Here is a 23998-nt window from a genome sequence, read left to right on the forward strand (position 1 = left end):
GGAATAGGCAGGCGGCACACACATATGGGAGCCCGATGCCTCGGATCAGGCGGACCATTTCATGGCGGTCACACAGAGTCGTCATAGCGGGTGTGTCTCCCTACGCACGACGGCGAGGCGGGCGGCTCGTCAGCCGTCCACCTCGCCGTTCTCCGCACCCCGTTCAGCTACGACGGGGCGATCATCCCGGCCGACAGATCGATGTCGGCCCCGCACAGGCCGGGCATCGCGAGCATCGCCACGAGCGCCCGCGCGACCTCGTGCTCCTCGACGAGCCGGCCGAGGGCGGCCCGGGAGGCGAAGTCCCGCTCGGCCTCGGCGACCGTGCAGCCGGTCAGCTCGGCGGTGAGCCGGAAGTTGCGGTTCATGCGCGGGCCCCTAACCGGGCCAGGGGAAAGGGAGTTGACCGCGATCCCCTGCGGGCCGACCTCCCCTGCAAGGGTCCGGGTCAGGCCGAGCAGCGCCATCTTGGAGGCGGTGTACGGGGTCCGGTTGAGCAGCGGGCGCTTGCCGCTGACCGAGGCCACGTTGACGATGTCACCGCGCCCGGCCACGAGCATCGGCGGCAGGAAGGCCCGGCACATCAGATAGACGCCCCGGACGTTGGCCGCGAACACCTCGTCCCACTCGTCCGGCTCGATGTCGACCAACGGCCGTACGGGACCGGCGACTCCGGCATTGTTGACGAGCAACGACACGTCCTCGTCGGCGAGTTGGTCGGCCAGGGCACTGACAGCCTGCGGTTCGGAGACATCGCAGGAGGCCGTACGAGCCTGTCCGCCGTCCTTCTCCACCAGTGCGGCCGCCTCCGCGAGCGCCGTCTCGTCACGCCCGACCAGGATCACCCGGGCACCGACGCCGGCGAGGGCGAGCGCGAAGGCGCGGCCCAGCGGTCCCCCGCCGCCGGTGACGAGTGCCGTGCGGCCGTCCAGGGTCACGCGGTGTTCCAGGGCAGCTTGTCGCCCGCGGCCTTCGCCGCCCGTACGTCACCGGAGCGCGCATGCCCCTCGAACAGCTCCACACGTGCCGCCCGCCCGCACAACCGGCCGAGCAGCACCTGGGAGTCGGTGTCGGTGACCTCTTGATAGGTGACCGTCTTGAGGTACTTCCCCACCCACAGGCCGCCGGTATAGCGCGCGGCACCACGTGTGGGCAGCACATGGTTCGTGCCGATGACCTTGTCGCCGAACGACACACAGGTGCCCTCGCCGAGGAACAGGGCGCCGTACTGGGTCATCCGCTCCAGCGCCAGGCGCGGTTCGGCGGTCAGTACCTCGACGTGCTCGAAGGCGAACTCGTCGGCGAGGGCGTACAACTCGTCGAGGGTGTCGACGACGTGGACCTGGCCGTGGTCGCGCCAGGCGGGCTCGGCGAAGTCGCGGGTGGGCATGCCGGGCAGGAGGCGTTCCACCTCGGCGATCGTCTTCTCGGCGACCTCGCGGGAGGTGGTGATGAGGACGGCCGGGGAGTCGGGGCCGTGCTCGGCCTGCGAGAGCAGGTCCACGGCGCACACGAACGGGTCGGCCTGGTCGTCGGCGAGGACGAGGATCTCGGTCGGCCCGGCGAACAGGTCGATGCCGATCTCCCCGAACAACTGCCGCTTGGCCTCGGCGACGTAGGCGTTGCCGGGCCCGGCGATCAGGTTGACGGGCCGCATCGTGTCGGTGCCGACGGACATGGCGGCCACGGCCTGCACCCCGCCGAGCAGCCAGATCTCGTCGGCGCCGGCGAGATGCATCGCGGCGACGGTGGCAGCCGGGATCTCCCCGTGGATGGGCGGCGTACAGGCCACGACCCGGGGCACGCCCGCGACCTTGGCTGTGACGATGGTCATGTGGGCGGAGGCGGTGAGCGGGTAACGCCCACCGGGGATGTACGCGCCCGCCGCCCGCACCGGGATGTGCTTCTGCCCGAGCCGTACTCCCGGCAGGGTCTCCACCTCGAACTCCCGCAAGGAGTCCAGCTGGTGGCGGGCGAAGGTGCGCACCTGGTCCTGGACGAAGCGGATGTCGTCGATGACCTGCTGCGGCACCGACGCGACGATCTTCTCGACCTCCTCGTCCGTCAGCCGGAAGGAGTCGGGGCTCCACTTGTCGAACTTCTCGGAGTAGGCGCGCACCGCCTCGTCACCGCGCGCACGGATGTCCGCGATGACGCCGGTCACGGTCTCGCATACCTGGGCGAGCGAGGCGGTCACCTCCGACTTGGGCACGGCGTGCTTCAGGATCGTTGCCACAACTGCGGCCTCTCTCATGCGGGTTGGGTGTTCTGCTCAGACCGGCGGCGCTTCGAAGAGCACGTCGGGGTCGTTGAACTGCTCCTTGGCGACCGTCTCGCTCATCGGGTCGGCGGTGCCCCACTGGTCCTGGGTGACCGGGTCGTCGACGTCATGGCGGCCCGGGTGCCACAAGTCCTCTTCGAGGACGGCGAGTTCGGTCGTGTACTCGACGGTGTTGCCGTGCGGGTCGTGGAAGTACGAGAAGGTGTTGTCGCCCGCCAGATGCCGTCCGGGCCCCCAGGTCAGCCGGGTCCCGGCACGCAGCGCCCGCCCGGTGCCGCGCATGTACTCCTCCACCCCGCGCATCTCGAACGAGGCGTGGTGCAGGGAGACATGAGGCCCGCGAGCGATCGCGAAGGAGTGGTGGAGCGGGCTGCACCGCAGGAAGTACATGAGGTCGCCCATGTGCGCCGAGTACAGGGTGTCGGTCAGCCGGAACCCGAGGTGCTGGACGTAGAAGTCCCGCAGCCCTTCCGGGTCTTGAGAGTTGACCACGCAGTGCGAGAGCCGGACCGGGATCGCCTCCCGCTCCTCGATCTTGCGGTGGGCGCGGGTCTCGACGTCCGCCGAGACCTCGAGGACCCGCCCGTCCGGGTCGAAGAACCGGAAGCCGTAACCGCCTCCCGGGGTGTCCAACACGCCGGGCTCATTGATGAGTTGGACTCCGGCCCGCCCCAGCCGTCCGTGCAACTCGTCGACGGCGGCCGGTGATGCGGCGCCGAAGGCAACGAGGTCCATCCGCTTCCGTTCGTCCTCGCGGATGCGGACGATGTACTGCTCGGGGCTGCCCTCGGCGGCGAAGAAAGCGACACCGCTGTCGCCTGCGACCTCGGTCAGGCCCCACGTCGTGCCGTAGAAAGCGCGCTGGCGGGCGAAGTCCGTTACCGCCAGGTCGACATGGCGCAGATGGGTGATGGGTTGGAAGCTCATGCGTGGCTCCTGACGGTGTTGCGCTGGTGGCCCAGGCCGGTGATCTCGGACTCGACGACGTCGCCGGGCTTCAGGAAGACGCCCCAGTGGGCGCCGTTGCCGGCCGGGGAACCGGTGAGCAGCAGGTCGCCGGGGCGCAGGGTGGTGGTCGTGGAGATGTACGCGATGAGCCGGGGGATGTCGAAGATCATGTCCTTCGTCGACTCGTCCTGGCGGACAACTCCGTTGTGGCGCAGGGTGATCCGCAGGTCACCGGGGTCTCCGACGAAGGCGGCCGGCACCAGGAAGGGCCCGGTCGGCAGGAAGGTGTCGGCGTTCTTCGCGGTGAACCAGTCGGTGCCGATCGCCTTGAGGTCGGGCCGGTAGAGCCGATCCCGAGTCGTGAGGTCGTTGCTGATCGTGTACCCGGCGACGTACTCCATCGCGTCCTCGGCCGCGATGTTCTTGCCCGACCTGCCGATGACCAGGGCGAGTTCGAGCTCCCAGTCGTGCTGTTCGCCGAGCGCGGGGAGCACGATGTCGTCGTAGGGGCCGGAGAGGGCGCGCGGGGAGCCGAGGAAGACGTACGGCACTCCGTTGCGGGCGCGCTCGTCCATCATCGACTCGGCGTCGGCGCGGGCCTCTTCGGGGGTGGCACCGTGCACGCTCTCCTTCTCGGCGGCGACCAGATCGACCACGTGCTTGCGGTAGTTGGCGCCGCTCTGGAGGATCTGGCCGGGCTCGATCGGGGTCAGGACGCGCAGCGCGGCCAGTTCGTGCCAGGTCCCCTCGGTGGACCGGGCCAGGTCACCCAGCCGTGGCAGCCAGGTGTCCCACTCCTCGACGAGCGCGCGGATCGACGGCACGAGGTCGGAGAGGTCGCGCACGCGGTCGCCGGTGACCAGACCGGGGAAGGCCGCCGCACCGGAAGCACCGGAGGCGAACGTGCCGAGCGCGAACGGTCCGGCGTGGATGGGCAGTTGATCGGGCACGGCGCTCTCCTCGTACGGGTGGGGGCTCGCCGTCGACGCTAGGCAGCGGTGGCCCCCGGCGGAAATGGCGATCCGCGATGCCTGCCATCACCCTCACCATCACGCCCTCAGCTGCGGCTCCATCGCCGTACGGGATGCATGACGTCCCCCTTGCCGATGCCTCGATCCGTTGACCCCCGCGTCGGGCGCCACGCAGGCTCGGAGCACCCCACCACCCGAGGAGCGCACCGTGGTCGTCGAGCATGCCGAGCTGACCGTCGAGGCAGGTTGTGAGCGGGAGTTCGCGGAGGTGTTCGGCAAGGCACGCGAGGTGCTGGCCGAGGCCGACGGGTTCCGCTGGGCCGAGCTGCTGCGGGGTGCGGAGCGCCCGACGACCTTCCTCCTGCTGGTCGGCTGGGAGTCGGTCGAGGCGCACACGGTCGGCTTCCGGGAGTCCGAGGCTTTCGGTCGCTGGCGGGCGCTGGTCGGGCCGTTCTTCGCCGGGCCGCCGGCCGTCGAGCACTTCCACGAACTCGGCGCCCGCTTCCCGGGATGACCCCCACTCCTCTGTCTACGTTCGCAAGGATCGCCCATGCCCGTACAAAAGGTGCTCGTCGTCGGCGGCGGCATCACCGGAAGCGTGCTGTGTCTCGCGCTCGCCCAGCGGGGCGCCGAGGTGGAGCTCGCCGAGATCTCTCCGCAGTGGTTCGGTGTGGGCCATGGCATCACCCTTCAGGGCAACGCGCTCAAGGCGCTGCGTTCCGTGGGTGTGCTGGACCGGGTGCTGGCCCGGGCGGTGCCGTTCGACATCATGCGGCTGCGCCGCGCCGACGGCGGACTGCTCACCGAGTTGAACACCCCGCACACCGGCGGTCCCGAACTGCCGTCCACAGCGGGCGCGTTGCGCTCGGATCTGCAGGACGCGCTGTGCGACGCGGTGCGCGCGCACGGGGTGCGGGTCCGCCTCGGGCTGAGCGTGGACCGGCTCGACCGGACGCCCGACCACGTGGACGTGGCCTTCACGGACGGTACGACCGGCCGCTACGACCTCGTCGTGGGCGCCGACGGCATCAACTCGGCGATGCGCGAACTGATCGGCATCGACGCCAAGCCCCGCCCCGTCGGCATGTCGATCTTCCGGGTCGTCGCCGACCGCCCGGCCGAGATGGACTGCGCCGAGGTCTACTACGGCGGCCCGCGCTTCAAGGCCGGCTACAGCCCGATCTCCCCCGACCAGTGCTACGCCTACCTCCTCGACGAGAACCTCGACTCCACCCTGATCGGCCCCCGCGCCCCCCTCGCCCTGCTGCGTGAACGCGGCGCCGGATACGGCGGCACCTGGGGCGGGATCCTCGCCTCGCTGCCCGACGACACGGCGGTCGACTACCGCTGGATCGAGGCGATCCTCGTCGACGAACCCTGGCACCGGGGCCGTGCGATGGTCATCGGCGACGCGGCGCACGCCTGTCCCCCACTGATCGCGCAGGGCGCCGCGATGTGCATGGAAGACGCCGTGCTGCTCGCGGAGTTGGTGACGGCGGACGACCCGACCGAGAAGGCCCTGGACCGCTTCATGAACCGGCGCCTCCCCCGCGTCCGGATGGTCCTGGAGAACTCCCTCCAGCTCGCCGACTGGGAGATCCACCCGGACACACCCGGCGCCGACCCGGCCCGCATCATGTCGGAGACCCTGGGCAACCTGACGGCGGCGGCGTGACCAGCTCGCCCGTGGTCGACTTCCACGGCCACCTCGCCGCCGCCGACGCCCTGGTCGCGGGCACCCCGGGTCTCGCCGCCGAACTCGCGGCCGAGCAGCACGCCCACTCCCCCGCGTCCCTGGCCGCCAACCGCGCCCAACTCCAGCGCCTGGCGCCCAAGTTGACAGACGTCAGCACGCGCCTCGCGGATCTCGACGCGATGGGCGTCGACATCCAGGTGGTCGGCCCGATGCCGATGCACCACTACTGGGCGGACCCGGACCTGGCGATCAACCTCGCCCGCACGGTCAACGCGGCCGTGGCCGCCCACTGCGCGACCGCACCCGACCGGCTGTACGGCCTGGGCACCGTCCCGCTCCAACACCCGGACCTCGCGGTCGCGTTGCTGGACCAGGCGGTCAACGACCATGGCCTGTACGGCATCAGCGTCTCCACGACGGTCGACGGCCGCGAACTGGCCGACCCCGCGCACGACGTGGTGTGGCAGCGGGCCGAGGAGCTGGGCGCGGTCGTGTTCATCCACCCCTGGGGCTGCTCACTCGGCAACCGCCTGGCCGCCAACTACCTGGGAAACACGGTCGGTCAGCCGGTGGAGACGACGGTCGCGCTCTCGCATCTCATCTTCACCGGCGTCCTCGACCGCTTCCCGCGCCTGAAGCTGGTGGCGGCGCACGGGGGCGGCTATCTGCCGACGTACATCGGCCGCTCCGACCACGCCTGGCATGTGCGGGAAGACGCTCGCGGCTGCTTGGAGCCGCCGAGCGCCTATCTGCGCCGGATGTGGTTCGACGCGCTCGTCTACACCCCGGGCGCGCTGCGTCACCTCGTCGAGGCAGTGGGCGCGGACCGGGTCGTCCTCGGGACCGACCACCCCTTCGACATGGGCGTCGACGACCCGGTGGCCCGCCTGGACGCGGCCGGGCTCGCTCCGGCCCACCGGGCCGCCGTCGCCGGGGGCAACGCCCTCGACCTGCTGCTGAAAGGACGTACGCGATGACCACCGGTGCCCTCGGTCCGATCGAGGAAGAACTAGCCAAGGCCCGTTCCGCCTACCGCAATTGGGGCCGCTGGGGCGATGACGACGTGCTCGGCACGCTGAACTTCATCGACGACGCGATCCGCGCCCACGCGGTGGGCCTGGTTCGGCGCGGGCGGTCCTTCTCGCTCGCCCAGGAGTTCAACGAGTCGGGCCCGCAGCGCGGTTTCCGCGGCCGGATCAACCCGGTCCACTACATGCGGGACACCGGCTCCGACGCGGCGGCCGGCACCCAGGGCTTCCCGCACGGCTTCGGGGGCGCCGACGACCACGTCCTGATGCCTTTGCAGGCCTCCACGCAGTGGGACGGCCTGGGCCACATCTACGACAACAAACAGGCGTGGAACGGCCGTCCGTGCACCATCGTCAACGGCGACGGCGACTCGGTCACCGGCATCGAGCACATGAAGGAGGCCTTCACCAGCCGTGGGGTCCTCCTGGACGTGGGCCGTGCGGTCGGCGACGAACACGGTGAACTCCCGGACGGATTCCCCATCTTGGAGGAGCATCTGCGGACCACGATCGAGGCGCAGGGCGCGACCAGTTCCGTACGACGTGGAGACCTGGTCCTGATCCGCACCGGCCAACTAGGCCGCGTACGGCGGCTCGGCGCCTGGGGCGGTTACGCCGCCGGAGACGCGCCCGGCCTCTCCTTCACCACCCTCGGCTGGCTGCACCGCACGGAGATCGCGGCGATCGCCTCCGACACCTGGGGACTTGAGGTACGGCCCTACGAGTTCCCGCAGCCCGCGATGTCCCCGCTGCACCAGATAGCGATCCCCAACATGGGCCTCCCGCTGGGCGAGATGTGGGACCTGGAGGCACTGGCCGAGGACTGCGCGGCCGACGGCGTCTTCGAGTTCCTGCTGGTCGCCGCGCCGCTGCCGGTGACCGGCGCGGTGGGCGCCCCCGTCAACCCGATCGCGATCAAATGAGCCCCCGCGTGAACCTGAACCGCTTCTCCGGCACCCTCCACCTCCCCGACGACGAGGACTTCGAGACGGCGTGCTTCGGCCGGATCTTCAACGCCCGCCGCCCGACGGACCGTTCACCGGCCGCCGTCCTGACCGCCGAGTCCGAGCAGGACGTGGTGGAGGGTGTACGGCTCGCTCTCGAACGCGGCTGGCAGGTCGCCGTCCGTTCCGGCGGGCACAGTTGGGCCGCCTGGTCGGTGCGTCAGGACGCCCTGCTGATCGACCTCGGGGGCTTCCGCGAGATGGCGTACGACCCGGGGACCGGGATCGTGACGGCGACCCCCAGCGTGAAAGGCGGTGACGAACTCAACCCGTATCTCGGCGAGTTCGGGCGCTTCTTCAACGGCGGACACTGCCCCTCCGTAGGCATCGGCGGCTTCCTCCTCCAGGGCGGCCAGGGCTGGAACGCGCGGGGCTGGGGCTGGGCGGCGGAGAACATCGTGGCGGTCGATGTCGTCACAGCCGAGGGCGAGTTGGTGCGGGCCGACGAGACCCGGCACAGCGATCTGTTCTGGGCGGCACGCGGCGCGGGCCCGGGTTTCTTCGGCGTCGTCACCCGCTTCCATCTGCGCACGCGCCCACTGCCGAAGTACCTCGGCCACACCGTGCACGCCTACCCACTCGACCTGTTCGACGAGGTCATGACCTGGCTGCACGGCATGCACCACACCGTCTCCGACCTGGTCGAGATCGTCGCGCTCACCCAGACACCGCCCGACCTGGACGAACCGGTGCTCCTGGTCACGGGCGTGTCGATGACCGACACCCCCGAGCAGGCCGCCGAGGCGCTCGCGCCACTGCACGCCAACCCGTACGCGGACCGGGCCCTGTTCCGCGTGGAGGCCCAACAGACCACGCTGGCCGAGCAGTTGGCGGGCCAGCGCGTCGCCAACCCCGAGGGCCACCGCTACCTGGTCGACAACGCCTGGCTGACCGGCCCCGCCGACGAGGTCGTCCCGGCGATCCGCAAGGCGTTCACCGAGCAGCCCACCCGGCAGACCTTCACCATCTGGTTCTCCATGGCCCCGCTGCGCCAACTCCCCGACATGGCCTTCTCCTTGCAGTCGGAGATCTACTGCGCCACCTACGTCATCCACGACGACCCGGCACGGGACGCGGAACTGCGGGCCTGGCTGGACGGAGCGATGGCGGACATGGAGCCGGTGACCGCAGGCCAGTACCTCGGCGATTCCGACTTCACCGTGCGGCAGTTGAGGTTCATGGGCGACGAACAGTGGCGGCGACTGCGGGAGATCCGGGCCGCCTACGACCCCAAGGGCCTCTTCGCCGGCCACCTCAGCACGGGGACCGTCACCAACACCAACCACTGGGAGCAGTGAGCGATGCGTTTCGCGACATACGAGTACGAGGGCGTGGAGCGCGCCGGGGTCCTGCGCGACGGGACCGTTCATCCGCTGCCCGAGGGCATCACCGTACTGACCCTCCTGGAGCAGGACGTACTGCACGCGGCCGGTACCGAAGCACTGCGCACACCAAGCGACTTGACGGTGGATCAGGTGCGGCTGCTGCCTCCCCTCAAGCCGCCGTCCATCCGGGACTTCGTCGGGTTCGAGGCGCACATCGAGGGGGTGTCGAAGTCCCTGGACGGGCTGGAGCACGTGCCCGAGGAGTGGTACCGGGCGCCCAACTTCTACTTCACCAACCCCCATGCGGCGTACGGCGCGCACGACAACGTGCCGGTCCCTGCGGGGTGTTCGGTGCTGGACTTCGAGCTGGAGGTCGGTGTCGTCATCGGCCGCAGCGGGCGTGATCTCACGCCGGAGCAGGCACGCGAGCACATCGTCGGCTACCTCGTCTTCAACGACTGGTCGGCGCGCGATCTGCAGAAGCCGGAGAAGAACCTCGGGCTCGGCTTCGCCAAGGGCAAGGACTTCGCGAACACGCTCGGCCCGTGTCTGGTGACCGCCGACGAGGTCGAGGACCGGCGCGACCCGGACGGCTTCCTGGACCTGGAGATGACGGCCACCCTCAACGGCGAGCTGATCGGCCGCGACACCCTCGCCAATGTCTCCTGGACCTTCGAGGAGATGATCGCCTACGCCTCCCGGGACGCCTGGGTGCGCCCGGGGGACATCCTCGGCTCGGGCACCTGCGGCTGGGGCGCGCTGGCCGAGTTCTGGGGCCGGGTCGGCGAGCGCACCCCGCCGCCGCTGCGGCCCGGGGACGAGGTGACACTCACCGTGGAGCGCCTCGGCACCCTCTCCAACCGTGTCGTGCCCGGCCGTACGGACGTGTACCTTCCGCGCGCCCGCAAGCGCGGCCGGACCCCACGGCCGTAGAAGCGCCGGAAAACCTCACGACCTGCGGACATCCAGGGATCCGATGGCAACTATCGGATCCCTGTGACTTGGCACCCGGCCTCTTCCTCGGCGGGAGACCGCTCGTTACGCTCCGGTTCCACCGAGCTTCAACGACGCGGCCGGAAGGACACACGCATGGGTCTGGGAGCAATCGACCTGAATCTTCTGGTGGCTCTGGAAGCCCTCCTGGAGGAGAAGAACGTCACCCACGCGGGGGTGCGGCTGTCCACCAGCCAGTCCGCGATGAGCGGCTCCCTGGCCCGGTTGCGGCGGCACTTCAACGACGAGCTGCTGGTGCGGGTGGGCCGCGAGTACGAGCTGACCCCGCTCGCGGAACGGCTGCTTCCGGTCGTCCAGTCCTCGCTGCACAAGGCGGAGGAGGCGCTGTCGCTGACCAGGCACTTCGATCCGTCGCGCAGTCGGCAGCGGTTCTCGGTCGTGATGTCCGACTACGTCATGACGGTGTTCATGGAGCCGCTGCTGCGGGCCCTGGCGCAGGAGGCCCCGGGCATCCGGATCGACTTCCACCCCATCGTCATCGGGCAGTTGGAGACCGAGACGCATCTCCGCTGTCACGACCTGATGATCGTGCCGCTCGGCTATCAGCTGCCGGGCGTCAGCGAGACCGTGATGCACGACCGGTTCGTGTGCATCGTCGACCCGGACAACCCTCGCCTGGTGGACGGGCGGCTCTCGCTGCGCGACCTCGCGGAGATGCCGCACGCGGCGTGTGTGATCGGCAAACTCACGCCCGCCGACCGGCAGTTGGAGACCCTCGGCATCACACCCCGGGTGCAGGTCAGCACGCCCGGCTTCAACGTGCTGCCGTTCCTGGTGGGCGGCACCGACCTGGTCGCCGTGGTCCCCGAGCGGCTCGCCCGGCGCTACGAGGGCTTCGCGCGCTGTGCCGTCGTACCGACGCCCTTCCCGGACGTACCGCTGGTGGAGGCCATGTACTGGCACCACAACCGGCACGCGGACCCGGCGCACCGCTGGCTGCGGGAGACGGTCCGCGAGGTGGCCGCGTCGCTGGACGACCCGGTGGTGCGCGAGATCGCCGACGTGGATGCCACCCATGCCGATCGTGCGTTTCCGGAGCTGACCCCGGCTTCCTAGCGTGGACGGGACACAGCCCGCACCCCCTGGAGGAACCGTGAGCCGCACGTGTCTGGCCGGTCGTACCGTCGTCGTCACCGGGGCCGCGCAGGGCCAGGGGGCCGCCGAGGTCGAGGCCGCCGCCCGGGAGGGTGCGACGGTGATCGCGACCGACGTCCTGGACGAGGCGGGCGAGAAGCTCGCCGCGTCCCTGCGCGCAGACGGCCTGAACGTCCGCTACCAGCACTTGGACGTGTCGTCGCCGGACGACTGGGCGGGGCTGGCGGCAACACTCACCGAGGTGCACGGCCTGGTCAACAACGCGGGCATCGCCGTGCGTGCCCGCCTCGGATCGGTCGAACTCGCCGACTGGAACCGGGCGTTCGCGGTCAACACGACCGGCGCGCTGCTCGGCATCCAGGCCCTCACCCCGCTGATGCCGACCGGTTCGTCGATCGTGAACGTCGGCTCGGTCGCGGGCCTCACCGCGCATCACGCGGTCGCGTACACGGCCAGCAAGTGGGCGCTGCGCGGGCTGTCGAAGGTGGCCGCGCTGGAGCTGGCCCCGCGCGGCATCCGTACGAACGTGATCCACCCCGGCTACATCGAGACACCGCTGATGGCGACCGCGAACCCGGTCTTCGTCCAGGCCCACCTCTCGCTGACCCCGCAGGGCCGGGCGGGCACGGTCGACGAGGTGGCGCCGCTGGTCGTCTATCTGCTGTCCGACGAGGCGTCGTACGTCAACGGCGCGGAGATCACGGTCGACGGCGGGTACGCGGCGCACGGCGGGGTGAAGGCGATCACGAACGCGCTCGACGCCACGTGACATGACGACCGGAGTGGTCCTAGCGGTCGGAGCGCAAGCCGGCCGCGAGCCGGGTGATGCCCCGCACCGCCGACTCGGCGAGGTTCGAGCGGGCCACGATCGCCTTGGTCTCGCCCTGCCGCCGGACGGCACGCAGATCGCGCTGGAACTGCCGTGACAGATCCTGGAGTTCACGTTGCGCGGCGGCGAACCGCTCTCGGCGACCGACCGGACCCGCCGGTGCTCGCGACGGGTGCGGGGCGTGGCGGTGGTGCGCTCCGACATGTGCGGCTCCGGGGCGGACGGTGTGGTCACCGCGAGTGGACGGACACCGACGGTGTCCAAATAGGCTTCTACGGCGTCGAGTTCGGCGGTGTCGACCACGGCCGCGACATATCCGTCCGGGCGGACGAGCACCCACTGCTCGGCGGTGAGCCCGTAGGCGCTGTGGACCCAGCCACCGGTGTCGAGGAGGTCGCCCCGGGCGTTGACGGTGTGAAGGTGCAGGCCGGGCCGGGGAGTTGGGGCCGACGCGTCGTCGACGTCGTAGCCGAGCAGCGTCCAGTGGGGTCCCTGGAAGAGGCTGAACAGCCGGGTGGGGAGGCCGCCCGCACCGGTCACGGGCGCGTCCGGCGCGCGGTCGCCAGGGAGTACTCCGTGCTCACGCCGCGAACTGGGCAGCGACAGCGGCGAGTCCCCATACCCGAGATCGAGCTGGCTGACCTCGCGGCCCCGGTGGATGTCACGGTTCTTGGCCGCTTCGAGCAGCTTCTCGGAGAGACCGAGGACGGCTTCGGCGATCGGCCGGCGTTCCAACTCGTATGTCTCCAGAAGGGATTCCGGCGCACCGTTGAGCACGGCGGCGAGCTTCCAGCCCAGGTTGTAGGCGTCCTGGACACTGGTGTTGAGGCCCTGTCCGCCGGTCGGCGGGTGGCAGTGCGCCGCGTCCCCGGTCAGGAACACGCGCCCCTGCCGGTAGGTGTCGGCGAGCCGGGCGTTCATCTGGAACGCGGACGCCCAGGACAGGGAGCGGATCACGACGTCGTCGCGGCCGGTGCGCTCGCGGAAGAACGCGGTGAGCCCCTCGGCCGAGAGGTCCAGGTCGACGTCGAAGGGGACGGGGGCCTGGAGTTGGAACATGTCGGTGCCGTAGAGCGGGCACATCGACACCTGTCCGGCGGTGTCCTCGCCCCAGCGGTGCCAGGCGTCCGTCGAGACACCGTCCACGTACACGTCGGCCACGATCGCCCGTACACCGAGGGTCTTGCCGGGGAAACCGATCCCGAGCGTCTTGCGGACGAAGCTCGATCCGCCGTCGGCACCGATCAAGTACCGTGCGCGTACGGCCTGTTCGCCCTCCGGGGTGGCGATGCGCGCGGTCACGCCGTCGCCGTCCTGGTCGAAGCCGACGAGTTCGTGGCCGTAGTGCGGGGCGTGGCCCAGCTCGGCGAGGCGTTCGCGCAGCCGCCGCTCGGTGAGGAACTGCGGGACGAGCAAGGGTATTTGGTACGGCTCCTCGGGTGTCGGATCCGACATCTCCACGCCGACCTGGTCGATGGGCCCGTCGGCGGTGTAGACGCGCTGGACGGGATACTCACCGCCGGAGGCGACGATCCGGTCGATCACCCCGAGGTCCTCGAACACCTCTTGGCTGCGGGGCTGGATGCCCTTGCCGCGCGAACCGACGAACGGCTGCGGCGCCTTGTCGATCAGCAGGAAGGCGATGTTCCTGCGGGCGAGGTCGAGGGCGAGGGTCAGACCGGCGGCGCCGGTGCCGCAGATGATGACGTCGGTGTCTGTGGTGGGGGACATGGATCCGAGCTCCTTGGATGATTCCGGGACGAACTGCATGACGGTCGGGCCGAGTTCAGGACACGAGGACGGTGCGTACGCCCGGCACCTCGGGCGCGTTCCAGGCGCTCTCGACCTCGGCGAGGGGTACCGCCTTCGCGGTGACCGCGATGCCGCCGCTCTCGATCTCCTCGACCAGGGAGGGGAGTTCCTCCAGGTACGTCCTGGTCGAGACGGCGCCCTGGCCGTTGCCCTGGAGGCGGAAGTTCGCCGAACGCAGTGCCACTGACGGGAGTTCGATGGTCGGGCCCGCCATGGCTCCGATCTGGATCCAGTTCAGGGCACGGCTCCGGTCGGCGCGGGCCCGCAGCAGCGCCATGATCGCGTCACCGGCCGGCTTGCCCCACAAGTAGTCGATGACCAGGTCGACTTCGGCGGCCTCCCTGGCCAGCGCCGTCGCGGTGGCGTCGGCGTCGTCGGTGAGCGCTACGGTCGCGTCCGCGCCGAGCCCCGCCAGGGTGGCCAGCCGGGCCTGGTCGCGTCCGGCACCGACGACCCGCCCGGCGCCGAGCCGCTTGGCGACCTGCACGGCCATCTGTCCGGCGTTGCCGGTGGCACCGAGGATCAGCACCGACTGCCCGGCCTCGATCGGGACGCGGCGGCGCAGCGCGACCCAGGACGACATGGCGGGGTTCATCGCGGCGGCGATCTTCACGACGTCGGCGCCGTCGGGCAGCGGGATGCCGCGCCGGCTGTCGATGACGGTGCGGGTGGCCATCGGGCCGACCAGTTCGTCGTCGGCGACGAAGTACACCAGGCGCCCGTCCGCACGGCGGCCGACCCCGTCGACGCCGGGGACCAGCGGCAGCTTGCCGGTGCTGGTGTAGTGGCTGCCCGACGCGCCGGTGCGGACTCGGGGGTGCAGGCCCACGGCGAGGACGTCGACGATCTCCTGGTCCTCGTCGGTCGGCGCGGGCAGGTCGAAGGGCTCGTAGCGGGGCGGGGTGCCGAACGAGCTGACGACGGCGGCGTTGATGTCCATGGCTGCTCTCCTCGGATCGGATTCAGGGCAGGGGGCGTGCGGGATTTAGTAGGTGCCACGTAGGTTTTAGTACGTGACGCCAATCAAATTAGTAGGTGCCACGTACCTTTGCAAGTAGAATCCGGGACATGACGTCACCGCACGACACCCCGCCCCCGCCGACCGAGGACCTCGGCCTGGTCGACGCCCTCGCCCAGCTGTCGTTCCTGGTGCAGAACGCGCTGGCCGAGCTCGCCGGGGAGCACGACCTGTCGGTCACCCAGACGCGGCTGCTCGGGATCCTGCGGGACCGGGAGCCGACGATGAACGAGCTCGGCCGTCACCTCGGCCTCGACAAGTCCTCGATCACCGGCCTCGTCGACCGCGCTCAGCGCCGGGGCCTGGTCATCCGTACGCCCAGTACCGTCGACCGCCGCTCGTTCCAGGTGTCGATCACCGACGCCGGGCGACAGCTCGCGCAGCAGGTCGCCGCTCAGTTCGCCGAGCGGATCGAGCGGTGTGTCGAGCCGCTTCCCGCGGCCGACCGGAAGCGGCTGTCGCGCATGGCGACGCGGATCGTGACCGCCGACGCCCACGTCCGGGGCATCGACCTGCGCACCGGTCCCCGCTGACCGGACTCCGTCAGGCGGAGCCGCGCGGCACCGTCACCACGTGCTTGCCCACGACGCCGCCGCGCTCGAACGCCTGGTGCGCCGCGGCGATGTCCGCGAGCGGGTACACACTGTCGATCACCGGGCGCAGCGCGCCCGAGGCGACACGGTCGGCCACATCGCGCAGCACGGGGGTCTCGGGGTTGGCGCTGAAGGTGCGGATGCGGCGGGAGCCGTGCACGCTCGACGCCGCGATCGCGGCGATGGCGGACGGGGACAGTCCGACGGTGACCATCCGGCCGCCCTTGGCCAACCGGCCGCGGTAGCAGTGCAATTCGGTGCCTACGGTGTCGACGATGACGTCGAACGGCCCGATCCGGTCCGAGGTGGTGGAGCCGTAGTCCAGGACCTCGTCGGCACCGAGGTCGGTGAGGATCTTGGCGTGGCGATCGCGGGCCAGCGCGGTCACATGGCCGCCCATCGCGTGCGCCAACTGCACGGCTGCCGTGCCGACTCCCCCGGCCGCGCCCCGGACCAGGACCCTCTCGCCGCTCACCAGGCGCACGCTGTCGCGCAGCGCGATCAGCGCGGTGGAACCCGCGACGACCAGGGCGGCCGCCTCGACCGAGGAGAGGTCGGCAGGGGCGTGCGAGATCCGCTCCGCGGAGACCACGACATACTCGGCCGCCCCGGCGACGGAGTGCCGCTGCCGGGGATGCACCATGCCCCACACCCGGTCCCCGACCCGGTAGCCCTCGACACCGGCGCCGGTCGCGGCGACGACGCCGGCGAAGTCCAGCCCCACGCCGATCGGGAAGCGGCGCCCCGACACCATCTTCAACTCCCCCGCCCGGACGATCACATCGTGCCCGTTCACGCTGGAGGCCTCGACCGACACCAGCACCTCACCCGAGCCGGGAGCGGGACGATCCACTTCATTGACCCGCAGAACGTCCGCAGTACCGAAACTCGTGATCTGAACGGCCTTCATGGCGCTGTCCTTCCGTGGCCCGCTGTGTGATTGATCCGATCGTGGACCCCGCACGCGACATCACGGTCGTTCGCCTTTTCCTGGGTCTGGCAGACCCACCCTCGCGCGCCGCATCGACGGCATACTGACGCCATGAGCGACGATGCCCGACGCGAACTCGCGGAGTTCCTGCGCACCCGCCGAACTCGGCTCCGGCCAGAGGATGTTGGGCTGGAACCCGGCCCGCGGCGGCGCGTCGCGGGACTGCGGCGCGAGGAGCTGGCCCTGCTGGCGGGGGTGAGTTCGGACTATTACCAGCGCATGGAGCAGGGCCGCGACGTACGCCCCTCCGAACAGGTCCTCGACGCCCTCGCGCGCGCCCTCGACTTCTCCGCCGAGGAGACCCGCCACCTGCACGGCCTCGCCGCCGCCGCACGCAACCCGGTCCAACCGCCGCGTTCGTACGAGCCGGAGGAGGTTCCGGACACCACGCGACGACTGCTGCACGGCATGACCGCGCCCGCTCTGGTCGTCGGCCGTTTCCTGGACGTGCTGGCCTGGAACCCGCTCGGCGGCGCTCTGCTGGGCGACTTCACCCGCCGGCCCCAGAAGGAACGGAACCTGCTGGCCCTGTTCCTGCACCCTCAGGCCGACCGGACCTGCCCGAACCGGGCGGCCACCGTCGCGGAGCTCATCGGGATGTTGCGAACGCACGTCGCCGCTGATCCGGGGAACCCGCGCGCCGTCGAGCTGGTCGGTGAACTCGCCGTCCGCAGCGACGAGTTCGCGGCTCTGTGGGCCCTCCACGACGTGGAGGAACCGACCCGCGGGCAGATGCGCCTCAACCACCCCCGGGTCGGCGAACTGAACCTGGACTGGGACGCCTACCCGATACCGGGAAACCCCGGCCCCGCGCTCATGGTGTGCACCGCGGCCGAGGGCAGCCTCGACGCCGAACGACTCCAACTCCTCGCGGGTCTGCTCGACGTCCGCTGAGGGCGGCCTCCCTCAGCCACGGACCCGGAGCGCCGCGAGCCAGGGTTCAGGCGTCCCGGGTTCCGGTTCCTCGGCCGCGAGCCGGGCCAGGAACTGCCGTACGCGGCGCAGGAGTACGAGGACGGTCATCGGAACCTCCGGTGTGGTGGGCTGTGTTCACCCCACCGACGAACGGCCCCTACGCGGATCGACACTCCGCGAGCCGCCGCTCCAGGAACCTGCGTTCCGCCGCGTTCTCCACCTGTTCCAGGGCCAGTTCGTACGCGGCGGCCGCCTCCGCCGTACGTCCGCTGCGGCGCAGCAGATCGGCTCGGGTCGCGGGCAGCAGGTGGTAGTCGGCGAGTTCGCCCGACCGCTCCAACTCGGCCACCAACTCCAGCCCCGCGTCGGGGTGTTGGGCCATGCCCACGGCCACCGCCCGGTTCAGGCGCACCACCGCTGACGGCACGAGGCGCTCCAACTCGCCGTACAGGCCCGCGATATCGGCCCAGTCGGTGTCCTCGGCCGTGGGCGCCGTGGTGTGGCAGGCGGCGATGGCTGCCTGGATCTGGTACGGCCCGGGGCGTCCCCGGCGCAGCGCGGTCTCCAACAGGGCGGCGCCCTCGTCGACTTCGGCCCGGTCCCACGCCGTACGGTCCTGGTCCTCCAAGGTCACCAGCTCCCCCGCCGCGTCCACACGCGTGCCTCGGCGGGCGTCGTGCAGCAGCAACAGGGCGAGCAGGCCGAGGACTTCGGGCTCGTCAGGCATCAGGCGAGCGAGCACGCGGGCCAGGCGGATCGCCTCGGCGCACAGGTTCGAACGCACCAACTCGGCGCCGGACGTGGCCGCGTAGCCCTCGTTGAAGAGGAGGTAGACGACCCCCAGGACGCCCGTCGTCCGCTCGGGCAGCAGATGCGCGGGCGGCACCCGGTACGGGATGCCGGCGTTGCGGATCTTCTTCTTGGCGCGCACGAGGCGTTGCGCCATGGTCGCCTCGGGGACGAGGAAGGCGCGGGCGATCTCGGGGGTGGTCAGCCCGGCGAGCGTGCGCAGGGTCAGGGCGACCCGGGCCTCGATCGGCAGCGCGGGGTGGCAGCAGGTGAAGACCAGCCGCAGTCGGTCGTCCTCGACGCCGCTGTCGTCTCCGTCGTACTCCGGGTCGTACGGTCCCTCGTCCCGCCTCAGCACCGCGACCTCCCGCAGTTTCGCCGCCCCGACCGCCTCCCGGCGCAGGACGTCGAGGGCGCGGTTGCGGGCGGTGGTGGTCAGCCAGGCGCCGGGGCGGCGCGGGATGCCGTCGCGCCGCCACCGGTCGAGTGCCTGGGCGAAGGCGTCCTGCGCGCACTCCTCCGCGAGATCCCAGTCGCCGGTCACCCGGATCAGGGTGGCGACGACCTGGCCCCACTCCTCGCGAAAGGCGGCGGCGACCGCGCCCTCGACGTCCGGCACGTTCACTCCCAGACCGGCCGCACCTCGACCGAGCCGCCGCCGAGCGCGGCGGGATGCCGGGATGCCAGCGAGATCGCCTCGTCGAGGTCGGCGACCTCGATGATGTCGATACCGGCGACGTACTCCTTGGACTCGACGAACGGCCCGTCGCTGAGCAGGACTTCGTCACCCTGGACACGCACGGTGGTGGCGTCCGTGGACGGCCGCAGCCTCGCCCCGCCGCGCATGAGGTCACGGCCGCGGACCTCCTCGATGTACGAGGTGAAGCGGGGGTCGTCGGCGATCTCGGCGGGGCTGAGTTCCTCGCCGCCGACGGGGGTGCAGATGAGAAGGGCGTACTTCATGACCCCTCCTCGTTCTTCACGGCCGCGACCGAGACGTGTTCGTGGACGATCTGCCAGCGCAGGCCCGCGTTGCGGTAGCCGGTGGTCACGCGCAGAACGTCGTCCAGCGGCTCGCCGCCGGCAAGGGTGCCGCGCAACCGGACGAGGGCGTTTCCGAAGGCGATGGACTCGTCGACGCGGAGGCGGAACTCCAGGACCTCACGGATCACCGGACCGGTGACGCCGGCGAACACGCCCTCCATGGCCTTGCGGAAGGCGTCGATGCCGTGCGCTTCCAGGCCGGTGGTGAAGTGGAAGGCCTCCACGTCCGGTGCGTAGCAGGCGACGACGCGGTCGACGTCGCGTTCGCGGGCGGCGTCGGTCAGTTCGGCGTCGAGCGCGCGGATCTCGGGCTCGCCCTCCTCCTCGCCGTCCATCGGCCAGAAGGGGCGGACCTCCATGGCGCCGATGGTGGCCACGGGGTGTTTGGCGGCAGCCTCGACGGCCTCCTCCAAGGTGTCGCACTCCAGGATGTCGAACCCGGCGACGTACTCCTTCGTCTCCGCGAACGGCCCGTCGGTGCGCAGCACCTCCCCGCCGCGCACCCGCACGGTGACGGCGTCGGCGGGCTGCGCGAGCCGGTGCCCGTGCAGCCGTACGTTCCGGTCGCCGAGCTCCTCCACCCAGGGTTCTACGGGTGCCATCCCCGAGCCGTCTGCGGTGTCGTCGCCACACACGAGCAGCATGTATTTCATGGGTCCTCCCGGTCCTCGATGAGCTTCCTACACCCCACCGACGAACGCGACCGAACCGGATCGACACCCCGCCAAGAAAAAACACGGATCCAAGAACGAACGCGAAGAGGCCGGGGCACCGACCCCGGCCTCTCCCCTACGACCCGTAGGACCCGCGTACTACGCCGTGGCCGCCTGCACCGACGGCTCCCCCGCCCCCACCACCGCGCGCTCGGTGTTCTTGCGCACCAGCAGCAGCGTGACCACCGCGCCCAGCAGCGAGGCGCAGCCGCAGATCACCACGCCGATGGCCATGCCGTGGCCGAGCGCGGTCTGCGCGGCGGCCTTGGCCTGGGCGCTGCCCGCGTTGACGACGGCGAGCGGACCGGCCGCCTTCTCCATGCCCGCGTCGGCCCCGCTGAGCTTGCCGACGAGGGCGGAGGACGCGAGGCTCATCGCGATGGTGGAGATCACGGCCGGGCCGAGACCCTGGCCGAACTCGCGGACCAGGCTGGTCGCGCCGCTGGCCATGCCGGTCATGTTGATCGGTACGGCGTTCACGGCGGCGGAGGTCAGCGAGGACACCACGCAGATGAAGCCGATGCCGAGCAGCAGCACCGGGCCGATGAAGGCGGCCAGGGAGGTGGTGGTGATGGGCAGCGCGGCGATCCAGAACTGTCCGGCGGCCATGGGCAGCAGCCCGCCCATCAGCAGCCAGCGGGCGTCGATCTTCGTGAGCATCCGGCTGAGCACCGGTGTGAGCAGCAGCGGGATCAACTGCAGGATCACGAACGGCATTCCGGCCCGCAGCGCGCTCAGGTGCATGACCGCGCCGAGGCGGATCGAGACGCAGTAGGCGGTGCCGATGAAGCCGAACATCCCGGCCAGGGCGACGACGGCCGCCGCCGCGAAGGACGGGATCTTCAGCAGGTCGAGGTTGAACATCGGCGAGGCCGCGCGGGTCTCCGCGACGACGAATCCGGCGAGCGCGACGGCCGCCAGGGCCAGCGAGCCGACGATCGCCGCGCTGCCCCAGCCGCGGTCGCCGCCCTCGATGATGCCCCAGAGCAGGGCGGTCAGACCGACGGCGATGGTGATCTGTCCCGGCCAGTCGAGTGCACGTCCCTCAGGCGCCTTCGAGTCGGTGACGAGCTTCCACGAGGTGACAGCGACAACGAGACCGAGGACGACCGGCGGTACGAACGCCCAGCGGAAGTCGGCGACCGTGGCGAGGATCCCGGAGGACAGCGGGCCGAGCGCGGAGGCGAGGGAGATGGACAGGGCCCAGGTGGAGACGGCTTTCGCCCGGTCCTTGCCGTCGGGTGTGGCCGCCGCGATGACCGCGAGGGAGCTGGGGAACAGGGCGGCGGCGCCGATGCCGGCCAGGGCCTGCCCGGTCCACATCATGGTGATGTTCTGCGAGGTGGAGTTGAGGAGTTCACCGAGCGCCAGGACGAGCCCGCCGAGCACCAACAGCCGCTTGCGGCCGAAGAGATCGCCGACCACGCCGAAATTCAGTTCCAGAATGGCGGTGGGGAGAATGAAGGCGGAGGTGACCCAGGCGACCTGGGAACCCGACGCACCGAATGCGGCCTGAATTTCTCCGTTGATGGGCGAGGGAACCGTAATGCACAACTGTGCCGCCGCGACCGCGAGACAGCACGCTATGAGTGTTCCGGGGTCCAGTCTTTTCAAGGAGGTCGAATCCGTCATCGTGCGTGCCCTCACTCTGCGTTTTTCTCTATGAGTTCGATGAGATTTCCCTCGGGGTCACTGACCCAGGCCATGCGCACTCCGGGCTCGGGGGACGGCCCGGGTGCCATGACCTCGCCCGCTCCGTGGGCCATCAACGCGCCGTGGACGGGGTCGAGTTCGGGGGTGGTGACCGCGAAGTGCCCGTATCCCTCGGTGAGGGCGGCGGTCAGCGGGTCCGGCGCGCGGAGGCCGGGGGCGGAACCGGGTCTGGCGAGCAACTCGATGCGCCAGCCCCGCGGATGCTCCAGGACGACACCGCGCAGACCGGGCCCTTCGAGGTGGAACTCGAAGACGGTCTTGAGCCCGAACGCGCCCTGGTACCAGGTGACTTGGGCCGCCAGATCCCGTACGTTGACGCCCACGTGGTCGAGTCGGGTGGTCACGGCGGCTCAGCCCGCCATCGCGCTGTCGCCGCCGTCGACCATGAGGTTGGCGCCGTTGACGAAAGCCGCCTCGTCGGAGCAGAGGAAGGCGGCGGCCCGCGCGATGTCCTCGGGCTGCCCCACCCGCCCGACCGGGATGCGCGCCTCCAACTGCGCCTTGGGACCGGCCGGATCGTCGAGAAAGGGCGCCGTGGCGGAGGTGCGGGTCATGCCGGGCGCGATGGTGTTGACCCGGATGTGGTGCGGTGCGCCGGCCGCGCACAGGTGCAGGCTCATCGCCAACACCCCTCCTTTGGCGGCCCCGTGGGGCACCATCGGCATGAACGGCGCCCCGCGTACGGCGGCCACGGACGCGACGTTGAGCACGGCCCCGCCGCCCCGCGCGATCAGGTGCGGCCAGGCCGCCTGCGTGCAGAAGTAGGGGATGTCCAGCTCGTTCTTGATGGTGAAGTACCAGTCCTCGGCGGGCATCGTCCCGAACGGGCCGTTCCGCAGCGCCGAGGCGTTGTTGTAGAGGATGTCGATCCCGCCGAAGGCCGCGATCCCGGCCTCGATCCACTCCCGGGCACCGTCCTGGGTGGACAGGTCGACCGGAGCCAGGGACCGCATGGTTCCGCCGGCCTTTTCGACGAGTTCCACGGTCTCGGCCGCACTGTCCTCGTCAATGTCACAACCGAAGACTTCAGCACCCTCCGCCGCGAATACCAGCGCCGCGGCCCGCCCTATTCCCGCCCCCGTTCCACTGATGAAAGCGATTTTCCCGGCCAGTCGACCCATGATTGCCAAGTCCCTTGTCCTGTGCCGCCGTGGTGCGGTGGTGGCAGCGTAGGTACGGCCATTGGCGAGAACAAGAAATGGGTCGATGAAGGGCCATCGGGGGTTCGTATGGCTGGTATGAGGCACGAAGCCCACAACTCCTCCCGGCCTCACGGCAGGATGTCCCCATGAGCACCGACGACCAGACCCGCCTGATGCGCGCCAACCAGGCGAACTGGGACGCCCGCACCCCCGTCCACCTCGCCAGCCGGTTCTACGGCCTCGACGGCGACCCCGACCCGGACCGCTGGTTCGCGTCCTTCGAGTGGGACGACCTCGGCGACCTGACGGGCCGGGACGTCCTCCACCTCCAGTGCCACCTCGGCACCGAGACCCTCGCGTTCGCGCGGCGCGGGGCGCGGGCCACAGGCCTCGACTTCTCCGAGGCATCGGTGACGGCCGCGAACGCCATCGCGGCGAAGGCGGGCCTCGACGTCGATTACGTACAGGCGAACGTGTACGACGCCGTGGAGGCCCTGGGGCAACGGCAGTTCGACGTCGTGTACACCGGCAAGGGCGCCCTGTGCTACCTGCCCGACTTGCCCCGCTGGGCGGACACGGTCGCCCAACTCCTGCGCCCCGGGGGCCTGTTGTACATCGTCGAGTTCCATCCCCTGCTCAACTCACTGGGCCCGAAACCGGCTCAGGGCGAGGGGCCGGAACTGCTCCTGCGCCACGACTACCTGGGCGGCGGGGGCCCGGTGCACCGCGACGCGACGTTCACGTACACCGACGGACCGGCCGTGGCCGAGGCGACCGACAGCTACGAGTGGATGCACGGAATAGACGAAGCAATCAACGCGTTGACGGCAGCAGGACTGAACATCCGGCGCCTTCGCGAGAGCGACGAACTGCCGTGGCCGCGCTGGCCGCAGATGGTCCGGACCGAGACCGGCTGGTGGCGCCTGCCCGAGCCCCGGATCCCGCTCCTGTACGGCCTCCTGGCGAGTCGCTGAGCCCTACGTCACACCCAGAACCGCACCGGGTGTGCTACGGTGCGGTCAGCACTTGTGTACGCCCCGTCTTGGGCGCCGGTGCCAGAACCACTTCTCTCCCGCC

23 protein-coding genes and 1 pseudogene are annotated in these 23998 nt (G+C 70.6%); 11 read left to right on the forward strand and 13 right to left on the reverse strand.

The window, feature by feature from the left end; genetic code table 11:
* Positions 1-167: 167 nt before the first annotated feature.
* The 4 genes from R2B38_RS01055 to R2B38_RS01070 are packed head-to-tail and all read right to left on the reverse strand — an operon-like array spanning position 168 to position 4179.
* Positions 168-938: an SDR family oxidoreductase gene (locus tag R2B38_RS01055; protein ID WP_318014475.1), complete on the reverse strand. Its 771-nt coding sequence runs from the start codon at positions 936-938 to the stop codon at positions 168-170.
* On the reverse strand, positions 935-2236 hold the full coding sequence (hisD, locus tag R2B38_RS01060) for a histidinol dehydrogenase (RefSeq protein WP_318021564.1): 1302 nt from the start codon (positions 2234-2236) through the stop codon (positions 935-937). Before hisD ends, R2B38_RS01055 begins: the two co-directional genes overlap by 4 nt.
* 36 nt (positions 2237-2272) lie before the next feature.
* A complete protein-coding gene (locus R2B38_RS01065; protein WP_318014476.1) occupies positions 2273-3208 on the reverse strand; it encodes a VOC family protein in 936 nt (311 codons plus the stop codon).
* Positions 3205-4179 carry a fumarylacetoacetate hydrolase family protein gene (locus tag R2B38_RS01070; RefSeq protein ID WP_318014477.1) on the reverse strand — a complete coding sequence of 325 codons (975 nt, stop codon included), beginning with the start codon at positions 4177-4179 and terminating at the stop codon, positions 3205-3207. The genes R2B38_RS01065 and R2B38_RS01070 overlap by 4 nt, the downstream gene beginning before the upstream one ends.
* Positions 4180-4408: 229 nt before the next feature.
* Between R2B38_RS01070 and R2B38_RS01075 the strand changes: the two genes are divergently transcribed.
* The 8 genes from R2B38_RS01075 to R2B38_RS01110 all read left to right on the forward strand — a co-directional run bounded on the left by R2B38_RS01075 (position 4409) and on the right by R2B38_RS01110 (position 12131).
* Entirely contained in the window at positions 4409-4714 is a 306-nt protein-coding gene (locus R2B38_RS01075) for an antibiotic biosynthesis monooxygenase (protein WP_318014478.1), read from the forward strand.
* Between the two features lie 36 nt (positions 4715-4750).
* Positions 4751-5875, forward strand: a complete 1125-nt coding sequence (locus R2B38_RS01080) for an FAD-dependent monooxygenase (RefSeq protein WP_318014479.1) — start codon at positions 4751-4753, stop codon at positions 5873-5875.
* Positions 5872-6873 carry an amidohydrolase family protein gene (locus tag R2B38_RS01085; RefSeq protein ID WP_318014480.1) on the forward strand — a complete coding sequence of 334 codons (1002 nt, stop codon included), beginning with the start codon at positions 5872-5874 and terminating at the stop codon, positions 6871-6873. The genes R2B38_RS01080 and R2B38_RS01085 overlap by 4 nt, the downstream gene beginning before the upstream one ends.
* On the forward strand, positions 6870-7847 hold the full coding sequence (locus R2B38_RS01090) for a cyclase family protein (RefSeq protein ID WP_318014481.1): 978 nt from the start codon (positions 6870-6872) through the stop codon (positions 7845-7847). The genes R2B38_RS01085 and R2B38_RS01090 overlap by 4 nt, the downstream gene beginning before the upstream one ends.
* Positions 7848-7855: 8 nt before the next feature.
* The gene (locus tag R2B38_RS01095) at positions 7856-9226 is read left to right on the forward strand and encodes an FAD-binding oxidoreductase (RefSeq protein ID WP_318014482.1); all 1371 of its coding nucleotides are present in this window, start codon (positions 7856-7858) and stop codon (positions 9224-9226) included.
* Between the two features lie 3 nt (positions 9227-9229).
* Entirely contained in the window at positions 9230-10186 is a 957-nt protein-coding gene (locus R2B38_RS01100) for a fumarylacetoacetate hydrolase family protein (RefSeq protein WP_318014483.1), read from the forward strand.
* A 156-nt stretch (positions 10187-10342) separates the two neighbouring features.
* The gene (locus tag R2B38_RS01105; RefSeq protein WP_318014484.1) at positions 10343-11323 is read left to right on the forward strand and encodes a LysR family transcriptional regulator; all 981 of its coding nucleotides are present in this window, start codon (positions 10343-10345) and stop codon (positions 11321-11323) included.
* Between the two features lie 37 nt (positions 11324-11360).
* Positions 11361-12131, forward strand: coding sequence for an SDR family NAD(P)-dependent oxidoreductase (locus tag R2B38_RS01110; RefSeq protein WP_318014485.1), 771 nt, complete (start codon positions 11361-11363; stop codon positions 12129-12131).
* A gap of 366 nt (positions 12132-12497) precedes the next feature.
* Here R2B38_RS01110 and R2B38_RS01115 read toward each other — a convergent pair.
* Positions 12498-13961: pseudogene (locus R2B38_RS01115) on the reverse strand (FAD-dependent oxidoreductase); the annotation flags it as partial.
* Positions 13962-13977: 16 nt separating this feature from the next.
* On the reverse strand, positions 13978-14943 hold the full coding sequence (locus tag R2B38_RS01120; protein ID WP_318014486.1) for a zinc-binding alcohol dehydrogenase family protein: 966 nt from the start codon (positions 14941-14943) through the stop codon (positions 13978-13980).
* A 128-nt stretch (positions 14944-15071) separates the two neighbouring features.
* Here R2B38_RS01120 and R2B38_RS01125 point away from each other — a divergent pair, with 128 nt between their 5' ends.
* A complete protein-coding gene (locus tag R2B38_RS01125) occupies positions 15072-15554 on the forward strand; it encodes a MarR family transcriptional regulator (RefSeq protein WP_318014487.1) in 483 nt (160 codons plus the stop codon).
* A 10-nt stretch (positions 15555-15564) separates the two neighbouring features.
* On the opposite strand, the gene R2B38_RS01130 is transcribed toward R2B38_RS01125, so the two are convergent.
* On the reverse strand, positions 15565-16524 hold the full coding sequence (locus R2B38_RS01130) for an NADP-dependent oxidoreductase (protein ID WP_318014488.1): 960 nt from the start codon (positions 16522-16524) through the stop codon (positions 15565-15567).
* A 132-nt stretch (positions 16525-16656) separates the two neighbouring features.
* Here R2B38_RS01130 and R2B38_RS01135 point away from each other — a divergent pair, with 132 nt between their 5' ends.
* Positions 16657-17499, forward strand: coding sequence for a helix-turn-helix transcriptional regulator (locus tag R2B38_RS01135; protein WP_318014489.1), 843 nt, complete (start codon positions 16657-16659; stop codon positions 17497-17499).
* 178 nt (positions 17500-17677) lie between these two features.
* Here R2B38_RS01135 and R2B38_RS01140 read toward each other — a convergent pair whose 3' ends face one another.
* The 6 genes from R2B38_RS01140 to R2B38_RS01165 all read right to left on the reverse strand — a co-directional run bounded on the left by R2B38_RS01140 (position 17678) and on the right by R2B38_RS01165 (position 22900).
* Positions 17678-18934, reverse strand: coding sequence for an RNA polymerase sigma factor (locus R2B38_RS01140; protein ID WP_318014490.1), 1257 nt, complete (start codon positions 18932-18934; stop codon positions 17678-17680).
* Positions 18931-19272 (reverse strand): YciI family protein, encoded by a 342-nt coding sequence (locus R2B38_RS01145; RefSeq protein ID WP_318014491.1) that lies wholly within the window; start codon positions 19270-19272, stop codon positions 18931-18933. Before R2B38_RS01145 ends, R2B38_RS01140 begins: the two co-directional genes overlap by 4 nt.
* Entirely contained in the window at positions 19269-20006 is a 738-nt protein-coding gene (locus tag R2B38_RS01150) for a nuclear transport factor 2 family protein (RefSeq protein WP_318014492.1), read from the reverse strand. The genes R2B38_RS01145 and R2B38_RS01150 overlap by 4 nt, the downstream gene beginning before the upstream one ends.
* 159 nt (positions 20007-20165) lie before the next feature.
* Positions 20166-21698: an MFS transporter gene (locus R2B38_RS01155; RefSeq protein WP_318014493.1), complete on the reverse strand. Its 1533-nt coding sequence runs from the start codon at positions 21696-21698 to the stop codon at positions 20166-20168.
* 11 nt (positions 21699-21709) lie between these two features.
* On the reverse strand, positions 21710-22123 hold the full coding sequence (locus R2B38_RS01160; RefSeq protein ID WP_318014494.1) for a VOC family protein: 414 nt from the start codon (positions 22121-22123) through the stop codon (positions 21710-21712).
* Between the two features lie 6 nt (positions 22124-22129).
* A complete protein-coding gene (locus R2B38_RS01165; protein WP_318014495.1) occupies positions 22130-22900 on the reverse strand; it encodes an SDR family NAD(P)-dependent oxidoreductase in 771 nt (256 codons plus the stop codon).
* A gap of 167 nt (positions 22901-23067) precedes the next feature.
* Between R2B38_RS01165 and R2B38_RS01170 the strand changes: the two genes are divergently transcribed.
* A complete protein-coding gene (locus tag R2B38_RS01170) occupies positions 23068-23895 on the forward strand; it encodes a class I SAM-dependent methyltransferase (protein WP_318014496.1) in 828 nt (275 codons plus the stop codon).
* Positions 23896-23998 lie beyond the last annotated feature (103 nt).

It is taken from the genome of Streptomyces sp. N50 (assembly GCF_033335955.1).
Taxonomy (GTDB): Bacteria; Actinomycetota; Actinomycetes; order Streptomycetales; family Streptomycetaceae; genus Streptomyces.

Coding starts and splice junctions, on each gene's coding strand:
- R2B38_RS01065 (WP_318014476.1), bottom strand. CDS start 3,208: ATGAGCTTCCAACCCATCACCCATCTGCGCCATGTCGACCTGGCGGTA.
- R2B38_RS01080 (WP_318014479.1), top strand. CDS start 4,751: ATGCCCGTACAAAAGGTGCTCGTCGTCGGCGGCGGCATCACCGGAAGC.
- R2B38_RS01090 (WP_318014481.1), top strand. CDS start 6,870: ATGACCACCGGTGCCCTCGGTCCGATCGAGGAAGAACTAGCCAAGGCC.
- R2B38_RS01100 (WP_318014483.1), top strand. CDS start 9,230: ATGCGTTTCGCGACATACGAGTACGAGGGCGTGGAGCGCGCCGGGGTC.
- R2B38_RS01105 (WP_318014484.1), top strand. CDS start 10,343: ATGGGTCTGGGAGCAATCGACCTGAATCTTCTGGTGGCTCTGGAAGCC.
- R2B38_RS01120 (WP_318014486.1), bottom strand. CDS start 14,943: ATGGACATCAACGCCGCCGTCGTCAGCTCGTTCGGCACCCCGCCCCGC.
- R2B38_RS01125 (WP_318014487.1), top strand. CDS start 15,072: ATGACGTCACCGCACGACACCCCGCCCCCGCCGACCGAGGACCTCGGC.
- R2B38_RS01130 (WP_318014488.1), bottom strand. CDS start 16,524: ATGAAGGCCGTTCAGATCACGAGTTTCGGTACTGCGGACGTTCTGCGG.
- R2B38_RS01135 (WP_318014489.1), top strand. CDS start 16,657: ATGAGCGACGATGCCCGACGCGAACTCGCGGAGTTCCTGCGCACCCGC.
- R2B38_RS01145 (WP_318014491.1), bottom strand. CDS start 19,272: ATGAAGTACGCCCTTCTCATCTGCACCCCCGTCGGCGGCGAGGAACTC.
- R2B38_RS01150 (WP_318014492.1), bottom strand. CDS start 20,006: ATGAAATACATGCTGCTCGTGTGTGGCGACGACACCGCAGACGGCTCG.
- R2B38_RS01155 (WP_318014493.1), bottom strand. CDS start 21,698: ATGACGGATTCGACCTCCTTGAAAAGACTGGACCCCGGAACACTCATA.
- R2B38_RS01165 (WP_318014495.1), bottom strand. CDS start 22,900: ATGGGTCGACTGGCCGGGAAAATCGCTTTCATCAGTGGAACGGGGGCG.
- R2B38_RS01170 (WP_318014496.1), top strand. CDS start 23,068: ATGAGCACCGACGACCAGACCCGCCTGATGCGCGCCAACCAGGCGAAC.